Below are 11744 nucleotides of genomic sequence, written 5' to 3'. Positions count from 1 at the left end.
TCTTGTGATTAATTCGCCTGTGTCCTGATCAACCCATCTGCGCCGTATGATGTGCAGAAAAACATTCTTGCCCCGTATGGGAAAATCCTGAACCGTAGCCTCAGGAAAGAAGCCCTTGGAATGGAGCTTCGTACTTTCATGTCCATCGGGAGCCTTGTTTTGTTCGGTATAGTAAAAGTGGAGCTCTTCACCTTTGATCTCGTGCTTTTTTAAATCAAAATAGGAAACAAGAACTTCGGGAAGCAATAAATTGGTTATGGATAATAGTGAATCTGGGAGCATAAATGTTTTTGCTTCAAAGTTCTCTTATTTTTAGTTAGTCCACAACTTTTTGTATTGACCCTTAAAAACCTTGAATGCTGCTGTAGCCCCTATGAAACCACCAAAAACAAAAAAGCCGCTACTTACGTAACGGCTTTGTTTGCTCCTCTTCTTGGGCTCGAACCAAGGACCCTCTGATTAACAGTCAGATGCTCTAACCAACTGAGCTAAAGAGGAAGGTATATTACCTTATTTTGAGGATGCAAATATATTGCAATTTTTAACTTGAGCAAAACTATTTTGAAATATTTTTAATCAGTTATCGCTTTAAAAATATCATTCCCGTTAGCAAACAATACTAACATGATGATAATCATGAATCCAATCACTTGGGCACGCTCTAAAAACTTTTCGCTTGGCTTGCGTCCAGACACAATTTCGTAGAGCAAAAACATAACATGACCACCATCTAAAGCTGGAATTGGCAATAAATTCAATACCGCCAACATAATGGAAAGGAAGGCGGTAATGCCCCAAAAATATTCCCAGCTCCAAACACTTGGGAACACATCATAAATGGCTTTAAACCCACCTACACCCTTATAGGCGCCCGTACTTGGACTGAAAATTAATTTTAACTGCGTGAAATAACCTGTGATCTGACTGGTAAATTTATCATAGCCAACCGCAAAGCTTTCGCCAAGCGTATATTCTTTCTTGACGATATCAAAATAACCCAATTCGGCGTATGTATTAAAAGGCACGCCACCGGTCTCAATGCCCAACAACCCGTTGTCATCCACTTGGAGATCGATAACTTTAGTTTGGCCATCTCTTAGAATCTCGGCTGACACAGTTTGTCCTTTAAAAGACTGCAAAACGTCTTGCACCTGATCAAAATACTCTACAGATTGGCCTTCAACCGTCTTGATAATATCGCCTTTCTTTAAATCCGCCGACTTGTTTAAAGAAGTATCACTGACTTTGGACACCAAAAATGGCAATCTCAATTCAAATAACCTTCGGTTTTTACTGGTTGAAAGTTGGCCTAAAAAATCCTCAGGTAACGCGATGGTTTTTTCTTCTCCTTCACGCTCAACCGTAATTTTTTGAGCGCCAATTAGATTAGCTCTGACCTCAGATTCATTGATCACTTCTGTATCGTTGATCTGCACAATGTGATCACCAGTCTTAAAACCTAAATCCGTAAGCAGGGGATTATCGATTAAATAGCCGCCTTTTATGCTTTTTGTGGCAATATCAGTATCGCCATACCCAAAAGACATAAACACATAAATTAAATAAGCCAAGATAAAATTGACGGTCACGCCACCCAGCATGATAATCAGACGTTGCCATGCGGGTTTGGAACGGAACTCCCATGGTTGTGGTGGTAAGGCCATTTGTTCCTTATCCATGCTTTCATCAATCATTCCAGCTATTTTGACATAGCCACCAAGAGGCAACCAACCAATACCATAGACCGTGTCGCCTATTTTTTTCTTAAACAAACTATACTTGATATCAAAAAACAAATAGAATTTTTCTACGCGGGTCTTAAATAATCTTGCGGGTATAAAATGCCCTAACTCGTGCAACACGATAAGCAGGGACAAACTCAATAAAAATTGAGAAACTTTAATTACAAACTCCATTGATCTCTTTTCAAAAAAAATTATAAGGCACAAAAGTAGTCTTTTATGCCCATTTAGAAAACTAATCCGATTCTATTAGCTAGTTTTTTAACAGCGATTTATTAATGCTGCCCTTGTGCGTTTGGAGTTCCACAAAAAACAGGCCTGTAGAAAGCGAAGAGACATCAATAGTTGCATTCCAAACCGAGGTGTAAATCAGCTGCCCAAGGGTATTATAAATGCGAATTTGATCCACGGTTAGGAAATCGGGTTTTTTGATATGGAGCGTTTCTGAAACGGGATTGGGATAGAATACGATTTCCATGTCCATAAGGCGATCCTCCGTACTTAGAACAACGTTGTTATTTTTTGAAATAATATCAAACTCAGGATTGATCAATACCTCAGCCACCTTGAAATTAACGGAATGGATGAAGTTTTCTTGGCTGACGGTTTGATCTAAAATCAGATCAAGGGTTTCTCCGGCCGTACCCACTAATCGTATGGGTAATTGCACTTCAAAAAATGATACAGACGAATGGGTCTGTGTCTGTTCTAAATTAAATCTTATTTCTGTAGGAGTATCCTGTGACCATTCCAATTTAAAACTTGGATAGCCTTCTCCATAAAGCCAATCTCCAAAAAACTCAGATAAATGCTCACCACTGGTGTGTTCCATGATCCTGATAAAATCTTCTGATTTCGCGTAGCCATAGGCATGATCTGGATGTTCTATATAATTTCTCAAACCCTGGAAGAAATCAGTATCTCCTAATTTTTTTCTGAGCATGTGCAAAACCATCGCCCCTTTATTATAAGACAGACGCTGATCAAAAATACGATTGACGCTCAACGTATCCGCATCAGTCAAATAAACGGCACCACCCGGACGATTTGTAATGGACGTTACCATTTGCTGCTTCCAATTTTTAAACGGAATAGCACCATCTAAATTTTCAACTACAAGTCCGGACATATAAGTGGCAAACCCTTCGTTGAGCCAAATGTCTTTCCAACTGCCACAGGTCACTTTATTTCCATACCATTGATGGCCGAGCTCGTGCGCTATTAAGTTTCGTCCAAAACTACCCATAAAGGACACCGTTGTATGCTCCATCCCGCCACCCCATCCAAATTGCGCATGACCATATTTTTCTTCGGCATAAGGATAGTCGCCAAAAAGAGTGCTGTACAGGTTCATGATATCCACCGTTACCGGAGTTTGGGCTTGTATGACTGATAAATTTTCGGGGTACACATAATTAATAATCTCAAAAGGGTTCCCATTATTGGCAACTGTATGGGAGTAGATGGCATAATTGGTAACGGCAATGGCCACCAAATAGGCCGGAATGGGATAATTATGTTTAAAATGAGTGGTTTTAGTGCTGCCATTGATCACTTGTGATTGCTCCAAACCATTGGAGACGGCCACATACGCATCGCCATCAGCATTGGTTAAAGGCGACGTAATATATACATCAATGCGGTCAATTTTATCAATAAGATCTTGTTTGCACGGCCACCATCCTTTTGCGCCGTAGGGTTCAGAAAGTGTCCATAACACTGGCTTACCCGCATGCGTGCTGACTTCAAATGATCCAAAACCGGAGCTTACAGGATTTCCAGAATAGGAAATTGTCAACGAATCCAATACGCCACTATGTTGTTCTTGAGGAAGCGTAATGATCACTTCATCAGAGCTATTTCGAGAAAACTCGAGTGGTTGACCACGCTGTAAAACCTGAGACACGGTCATATTTTCTGCCAATTCAAAAACAATTTGGTTTAAAATGGATGTCGCTTCAAAATAGGTCGTCACCTCACCACTTATAAACGCCACTGACGGATCCACCTCAAGCTCCAATCGGTGATATTTCACATCATAATTGCCCGTATTGGGGTTAGCGCGGAATTGCATTCGGTTCAACGCTGATTTCACCTCAGCTTCTCTTATCTCATTAATTGACTGGTCTTGAGCGCAGAGCGATGAAAAAACAAACAAAAAAAGAAGACCTATACCGTTTTTCATATCCCAAAATTTAAGATTAAAAATACCCCTTTTGATCCTTATCTGTTGTATTTTTGCAAACAAATCTCACACAACATCCTCAAAACCATCAAAAATGTTATCTTTTTTTAGAGAATATAAGTTTTTTGCAATCTTTCTGTTCTTCTTATCCGCGATCATTGTGACCATCATGTACAATGTCCTGACGCCTGAAAAAGTGCTTCCCATTTACCAACCTACCATGGTGAATTTTGAAATGGTAGATAGTACGTTACAATACCAAAGCAAATATCATAAAATTGCCGATTTCAGCCTGATCAATCAAAATGGGGAAACCATTACCCAGAAGAATTACGAAGATAAAATTTATGTTGCCGATTTCTTTTTTACAACCTGCCAAACCATTTGCCCAATCATGACGGACCATATGGTCCAAATACAAAAAGCAACCTTAGCAGATGATGAAATTATGCTGCTCTCCTATTCCGTGACGCCAGAAATTGATGATGTGGACCAATTAAAGCGATATGCCATTGAAAAAGGGGTGATTGACAAGAAATGGAACTTAGTTACCGGTGATAAAAAACAGATTTATGAACTGGCCCGAAAAAGCTATTTGGCAGTAAAAACAGATGGCAATGGCGATGAATATGATATGATCCACACCGAAAACTTCATGCTCATAGACAAAAAGCGACAAATCCGAGGTTATTATGATGGCACCCAACCGGACGATATCGAGAAGTTACTTCAGGATATCAAAATACTGAAAAACGAAGGTTAAAAACGATTGTTGATTTACGATTAACGATTTTTGGATCTTTATAATGGAATTGCGAAATTTAAAGATCGAATAAAGCATGTTGAAGTTCAGAGTGGGTTTCTAAATTTAAATGCCTCTACGATAGATAAGGGGTTGTTCCTTCGGATAGTTTAGATTCTCAGATACCTTCTTCACTGATTTGAGGAATCTACTGTAAGTTTAAATGGATTTCTCACGCAGATGGCGCTGATTGGCGCAGACGTCATAAATGTTCCAAACTATTCAAAGAGATAGAACGACTTCTCTAAAAACGAACTAACCACTCCCCGCCCATCTCTAAAACCCTAATACTAAGTGTTTCGCCCCGCAACTACCGTGTAACCTCTCACCACTCCTACACTGAACTTTAAACTTTCCTCTTTATCATAACAAACAATAAATATTTTTCGTTTACTTTTGCTTCTTTAAAATCAATCTAAATAAGCTTGCAAACAACAGTCGCACATCTAAAAAAAGGGCAACGCGGTATCATTACTGATGTTTCATCAATTTACATCCCATTAAAACTTTTAGAAATGGGCTGTTTACCTGGCAATTTTGTAGAGCTGGTGCAAGTGGCTTATTATTCTGATCCCATGTATCTCAATATTAATGGCACTCATTTGGCCATCAGAAAAGAGACTGCACTTCATATTTTAATAGATATCCTCTAAATGAGTAAACAGATCAATGTTGCATTAATAGGAAATCCGAACACAGGTAAAACCTCCGTTTTTAATGCCCTAACTGGATTGAACCAAAAGGTGGGAAACTACCCTGGGATTACGGTTGAGAAAAAAGAAGGCATCTGCAGGTTGCCTCGTGGCGTGAAGGCACATATCCTTGATTTACCAGGAACCTATAGCTTAAATGCCTCTTCGTTGGATGAGAACGTCGTTATCGAATTACTTCTAAATAAAAATGACAAGGACTTTCCAGACGTCGCGGTTGTAGTGAGCGATGTGGAAAATCTCAAACGAAACTTACTGCTTTTCACACAAATTAAAGACTTGGAAATTCCCTGTATCCTGGCCATTAATATGGCGGATAGAATGCGTTACAAGGGTATTACTTTAGACATTCCGCATTTGGAAGAACAGCTCAATACCAAGATTGCACTGGTCAGTACCAGAAAAAACTATGGAATTGATGAATTAAAGGACTTAATTTCCAATTACAAAGACCTATCTACGGAACCCTGTATGAATGCTTCGGCAATTGACAAGGACTATTTTGACAGTTTGCGAAAAGCTTTTCCTAATCAATCCTTATATAAACTTTGGCTGGTCATAACCCAGGATGTCAATTTTGGTAAAACCAATAGAAATGAAATTGAGGCGGTTGCCGATTTTAAAACGAAGTCCAAAGCCGATTTAAAACGACTGCAACAAAAGGAAACCATTAAACGCTATCAGTTTATTAATGATACACTTAAGCAAGGACAGACCATTGATTTAAGTACCGCCAAAGATCTACGCATAAAACTAGACCGGATATTAACTCACAAAGTTTGGGGCTACGTCATTTTCTTTCTCATATTATTGCTTATTTTCCAAGCCATCTATGACTGGTCCAGCATTCCAATGGACTTTATAGATTCTACTTTTGCTTCCTTGAGCGAATGGACCAAAAACGCACTTCCTGCCGGGACCTTCACAAACTTATTATCTGAGGGCATCATTCCCGGCTTGGGCGGGATTGTGATTTTTATCCCGCAGATTGCCTTCTTGTTCCTGTTTATTTCAGTGCTTGAGGAAAGTGGTTATATGAGTCGTGTGGTGTTTTTAATGGATCGCGGCATGCGCCGTTTTGGTTTGAGCGGAAAAAGTGTGGTGCCCTTAATTTCTGGGACAGCTTGCGCGATTCCTGCGATTATGGCCACTAGAAATATTGAGAACTGGAAAGAGAGGTTAATCACCATTTTAGTCACACCATTTACAACCTGTTCCGCAAGATTACCGGTCTATTTGATTATTATTTCTTTGGTCATTCCAGATAAGCGTTTTTTTGGCTTGGGCTATCAAGCCATGACCTTGATGTTGCTGTACCTCATCGGATTTGGCGCTGCTTTGGGCTCGGCCATGATTTTGAACAAAATCCTTAAAATTAGGAGCAAGACCTTTTTTGTGGTGGAGATGCCTAACTACAAACTGCCCTTGCTAAAAAATGTGGTTTTGACGGTGATTGAAAAAACCAAAGCCTTCGTTTTTGGCGCCGGAAAAATCATTTTGGCAATTTCCATCATTCTTTGGTTTTTAGCTTCCTATGGGCCGGGCGAGGAATTTAACAATGCTGAAGACATTGTCACTAAAGAATTTGCAGATCAAAATATCAGCGCAGCAGAGTTTAACGAACATCTGGCTTCCCAAAAATTAGAGCATTCATTTCTTGGCATTACAGGACGCGCTATCGAACCTGCCATAAGACCTTTAGGATATGATTGGAAAATTGGAATAGCCTTGGTCAGTTCTTTTGCCGCCCGTGAGGTATTTGTAGGCACCTTGGCCACCATCTATAGTGTGGGAAGTGATGACGAAGAAACCATCAAGAACAGGATGGCCGGAGAGGTCAATCCTATTTTGGGAGGGCCGTTGTTCACGTTTGCCTCAGGAATTTCTTTGCTATTGTTTTACGCCTTCGCGATGCAATGTATGAGTACGTTGGCCATTGTGCAACGTGAGACAAATTCCTGGAAATGGCCCCTGTTACAGCTTGTAATTATGAGTGCTTTTGCGTATATTATAGCGTTGATTGCGTTCCAGGTTTTGAAGTAATTATAAGGCAGATGACCGAAGAGGAGTGACCGGGGGTTAGGGGTTCTTAAATATCAAATGCTTAAAGGCCGTTGATGTCAACCTTTTAAAAAGTTATATCGCGAAGTTCCACACAGGAGACACGAAGTTGACACTGAGTAAACACGGAGGAGACACGGAAGTTTCACAGATGAAAAAGTATAATTCGATGATTTACTTAAAAATACATGATTTGAGAATAGATAGTTCTAGAACTGAGACTGAAAACTGAAAACTGAATATCGAAGATTAAAAAATGAACGATACCATTCAAAATATATTGGCTTTTTTAGCATTGGGATTTGCGCTAGGTTTCTTAGTCAAGAAATTCTTTTGGAAAAAATCAAAAAAGAAAAGAGCTTTTGGTGATGCTCATGACTGTGACAATTGTCATTAAATCCCAGCTTAGTGATGAAGGTCTCTAGATCTCTCCCAAATTCTTTCTGAAATTTCCCTAAAACGACTATCTGAGACCGTACTTTAACCCGATTTCAAAATGTAAGTTTAGCACTATTTCGTTATAAAATTGAACGGAGTCAGTATATGCCCTATGTATTACCGTCATAAGTTTATTTAAGCTTATTTCTTCTATAATCGTAAAAGCTAAAAACCTGACGTACACATCTGAATTTCCTCAATTTTCACGTTCAAAAATCATGGCTCCGGCCATTAATTTTTTAAGAATAAACAGGAAAGTACATTAACAATCTCTCATTATAAAAAATATCCTCTCCTTAGTATTATGTCTTTCAATAGCCACTACTGCACTTTCGCAAAACCTGGATATCACCTTATTGGAAAACTTGACAACAAAACCTTTTGCTTCAATAGACACGTATATGGTTGACTAGTATGGCTATGAGAAAATCAAAAATCAAAAGGAAGACCTCCAAAATAAATATGGAATAACTTATAAACATGATTTGGATAATACTATAGTCATCACGGTTATTTTATCAAAAGACGACTCCAACGATTTAGATATTTCTCTTGCAAAAAACTATAAAGTTCAAGACATTAAGGACAAATTACTTTCACAAGGCTACACCTATACCGGATTTGAGAACTTTGAATTTTCAGGATTTAAAAAAGATAAATCGGTGGTTTTAGTTTCTGAAATCCCAAGCGAAGAAGGTAAAACCCAGGTCAAAGTCACCGTAGAATAATACCTTAATTTAACAGTTCCCTAATCGCTGCTTCTGATTTTATCAAATAGTTTGCAGCTATTTGATAGCTTCGATTCCATTAGAAATAAAAACACTTTGATATTTAAAATAATATTTAGATATTTGTCTAAATACCTAAATTAAAATGAATTCCTTGTTTAAAGCTCTTAATGATGAAACCAGAAGGCAAATTGTAGAATTATTAAAGGAGCGAGATATGAATGCTGGAGAAATTGCAGACCAATTCAATATTTCAAAACCCAGTATCTCCCATCATCTTGATATTCTAAAACGCGCCGATTTGATCACCAGCGAGAAAAAAGGTCAATTTGTGGAATACTCCTTAAACACCAGCATCTTAGAAGATTTGATAAACTGGATCCTCACTCTAAAAAACTAATCTATGAAACTTAAAAAAGAATTACCAATCATTACCGTTGTTTCATTGCCTTTTATTTATCTGGCATATATCTGGAATCACTTGCCTGAAAAGGTTCCAGTACATTGGAATAGTTTAGGTGAAATAGATAGGTATGGCGAGAAAATAGAACTCTTACTAATTCCCATTCTGCTTCCCTTATTGGTATATGTCATTTTTTTGATCGTCCCGAGGATTGACCCTAAAAACAAACTCCATCAAATGGGAAATAAACTGCAGGCAATAAAAACTTTAATGGTCGTTTTAATGTCAATACTTGCGTTGTTCATACTTTATTCAGCCAAGAACCAATCGGTTGATAATCCCAATTATATGGTATTGTTAATTGGGGTGTTATATATTATTCTCGGAAATTATTTTAAAACAATAAAGCCAAATTACTTTATAGGTATCAGAACGCCATGGACGCTGGAAAATGAAACCGTGTGGAAAGACACTCATAGGTTAGGCGGAAAGATGTGGTTTATAGGAGGAATTATTGTGGTTCTATCGAGTTTGATGTTAGACCATAAGCAGAATTTTACTTTATTTCTTATCATCACCACAATCCTCGCCCTAGTGCCGGTACTCTATTCCTACATTAGATTTAAAAAAGAGAAGAAAAAAAATGTCGAACAAGGCTTATAATAATTCCTCCTATAAAAGCACATTTTTCAATCCCTGTATTGCGCACTCTCAAAAAAAGAACTCAAATATCTTGGGAGGACTTCGGCTTATCACTAAATTGTATTTTTTCAATTATAAACTGATAACTCTTAATTATTTGATGATAAAACACAAGACTTTCACTTTTCTCACGATCTTATTTCTAAGTTTCATAAGTTCTGTAGGTCAGGTTCCATCACAGGAGGTTATGACCGTACAGTTAGAGCTGATCAACCCTTCTTCGGAAATTAACAACGGAATTGCAAAAGTTGCGGTGCATGGAGGATCAGCACCCTATCAATACAAATGGAGCAATGTAGATACCCCGTTGGACGCTTCAGAGTCCGTTGGGTTAATTGAGGGCATGGAACATTCTGTAACCATTACCGATGCCAGTGGAAATACAGTTACAAAAGAATTTACCATCCCTGCAAAATCAATTACCGAAATTTTCAATAGTGGAGTCCAACCGGCCGTAGATGTCCTGGGCGCCGTGCTTTTTTGGGATGCTTTTGCTACCCTCGGCATATATGACCCTGTGGTTTATACGTCTCAGAGGAATATTAGGCTGCCGTTAGAAGACACTAAAAACAATGTGACATACCAATTGAAAAATTGGTTGGTTGCAGACGGAAGCCAAGTTCAATCAGGTGAGAAAATCGCCTTGTTGGTCAACCAACACAACAAAGAATTAGCTATTTATACACCTGAGGCGGGCATTCTCGAACACGTTCTAGAAGAAGGTGCCTTAATTTCCAGAACGCCGGATGACGGTTCTTATAAGGTACCTCTCTTGGCAATTATCAACTTTCAAACACCACAACCCCTTTTGCATCCTAATGGGGATGTAAAGACCAGTACCATTCCTTTTATTGTAGTTTGGCTTATTTTGGGCAGTATTTTCTTTACGCTGCGCTTAAAATTTGTCAATATTCGCGGTTTTAGACATTCTTTAGATTTGGCAAGAGGGAAATATGACGATCCGGATGCTCCTGGGACCATTACACATTTTCAAGCAATGGCCACCGCGGTATCAGCTACCGTAGGATTGGGGAATATCGCTGGCGTTGCAGTAGCCATATCTTTGGGCGGTGCGGGCGCAACGTTCTGGATGTTCTTGGCTGGCTTTTTCGGAATGTCCTTAAAATTTGCCGAATGTACCTTGGGCGTAAAGTATCGCTTTATTGATCATGAAGGACGCATATTTGGCGGCCCTATGAACTATTTGCGCTATGGACTTGAAAAGCAAAATCTTAAACGTTTAGGAAAGTTCTTGGCGATACTTTTTGCCGTTCTAGGCGTTGGCGCCTCCTTTGGTGGCGGGAATATGTTGCAGTCAAATCAAGCTTTTAAAATAGTCTCAGAACAGATTCCCATTTTACAAGGACAGGGATTTTGGTTCGGAATTGGCTTTGCATTGTTGGTTGGTGCAGTGATTATTGGTGGCATTAAAAGTATTGCCAAAGTGACTGCAAAAGTGGTTCCTGTAATGGCCTTGCTATACGTGATAGGATGTTTAGTTGTGATTGGCTATCATATTGAATTCCTTGGGAGTGCGTTTGTAGCCATCATCGATGGTGCTTTCTCTGCCCAAGCCATCAAAGGCGGCTTCATTGGGGTGCTTAAAATAGGCCTACAACGGGCGGCATTTTCTAGTGAAGCGGGCGTAGGTTCGGCGGCAATTGCCCACAGTGCTTCCAAGACCAACCACCCCGTTGCCGATGGTTTTACCTCCTTGATTGAACCACTTATTGACACCATGCTAGTCTGTACCATGACTGCCCTCGTATTGATTTTTACCGGCAAACATGAAATCAATAGCGGCATGGGCGGTGTAGAACTTACTGCCGATGCCTTCGGAACTGTTGTTTCTTGGTTTCCAGCCGTACTGGCGGTGGCCGTGGTTTTATTTGCCTTTTCCACCATGGTGTCCTGGTCGTATTACGGCATGCGTTCTTGGAGCTACCTCTTCGGAAGAAGCAAGAAATTGGAAT

11 protein-coding genes and 1 tRNA gene are annotated in these 11744 nt (G+C 39.3%); 8 read left to right on the top strand and 4 right to left on the bottom strand.

All coding sequences use genetic code 11. The features are described from left to right. The 4 genes from VLZ86_RS06740 to VLZ86_RS06725 form a co-directional block, all read right to left on the bottom strand. On the bottom strand, nt 1–282 hold a 282-nt coding region (locus tag VLZ86_RS06740; protein ID WP_422653649.1), incomplete at its 3' end, for an ISAon1 family transposase N-terminal region protein. Between the two features lie 142 nt (nt 283–424). After that, a tRNA-Asn gene (locus VLZ86_RS06735) sits at nt 425–498 on the bottom strand. Between the two features lie 74 nt (nt 499–572). Next, nucleotides 573–1916, bottom strand: a complete 1344-nt coding sequence (rseP, locus tag VLZ86_RS06730) for an RIP metalloprotease RseP (RefSeq protein WP_325449868.1) — start codon at nt 1914–1916, stop codon at nt 573–575. A 79-nt stretch (nt 1917–1995) separates the two neighbouring features. Then, nucleotides 1996–3927, bottom strand: a complete 1932-nt coding sequence (locus VLZ86_RS06725) for a M1 family aminopeptidase (protein ID WP_325449867.1) — start codon at nt 3925–3927, stop codon at nt 1996–1998. 94 nt (nt 3928–4021) lie between these two features. Between VLZ86_RS06725 and VLZ86_RS06720 the strand changes: the two genes are divergently transcribed. The 8 genes from VLZ86_RS06720 to VLZ86_RS06685 all read left to right on the top strand — a co-directional run. Then, on the top strand, nt 4022–4690 hold the full coding sequence (locus VLZ86_RS06720; protein ID WP_325449866.1) for an SCO family protein: 669 nt from the start codon (nt 4022–4024) through the stop codon (nt 4688–4690). A gap of 464 nt (nt 4691–5154) precedes the next feature. After that, a complete protein-coding gene (locus VLZ86_RS06715) occupies nt 5155–5382 on the top strand; it encodes a FeoA family protein (protein WP_325449865.1) in 228 nt (75 codons plus the stop codon). After that, nucleotides 5383–7482, top strand: coding sequence for a ferrous iron transport protein B (feoB, locus tag VLZ86_RS06710; protein WP_325449864.1), 2100 nt, complete (start codon nt 5383–5385; stop codon nt 7480–7482). 274 nt (nt 7483–7756) lie between these two features. Continuing rightward, entirely contained in the window at nt 7757–7897 is a 141-nt protein-coding gene (locus VLZ86_RS06705) for a FeoB-associated Cys-rich membrane protein (protein ID WP_325449863.1), read from the top strand. A gap of 526 nt (nt 7898–8423) precedes the next feature. After that, nucleotides 8424–8666, top strand: coding sequence for a hypothetical protein (locus VLZ86_RS06700; RefSeq protein WP_325449862.1), 243 nt, complete (start codon nt 8424–8426; stop codon nt 8664–8666). A 145-nt stretch (nt 8667–8811) separates the two neighbouring features. Next, on the top strand, nt 8812–9066 hold the full coding sequence (locus VLZ86_RS06695; RefSeq protein ID WP_129016054.1) for an autorepressor SdpR family transcription factor: 255 nt from the start codon (nt 8812–8814) through the stop codon (nt 9064–9066). A 3-nt stretch (nt 9067–9069) separates the two neighbouring features. Further along, entirely contained in the window at nt 9070–9732 is a 663-nt protein-coding gene (locus tag VLZ86_RS06690) for an SdpI family protein (protein WP_325449861.1), read from the top strand. 226 nt (nt 9733–9958) lie between these two features. Then, nucleotides 9959–11744, top strand: a 1786-nt coding sequence (locus VLZ86_RS06685) for an amino acid carrier protein (RefSeq protein ID WP_414652545.1), incomplete at its 3' end; no start/stop codon positions are given.

Source organism: Gelidibacter sp. (genome assembly GCF_035515035.1).
Taxonomy (GTDB): Bacteria; Bacteroidota; Bacteroidia; order Flavobacteriales; family Flavobacteriaceae; genus Gelidibacter.
Note: the sequence above shows the minus strand (reverse complement) of the source record. Positions and strands in the feature narration are given on the sequence as shown.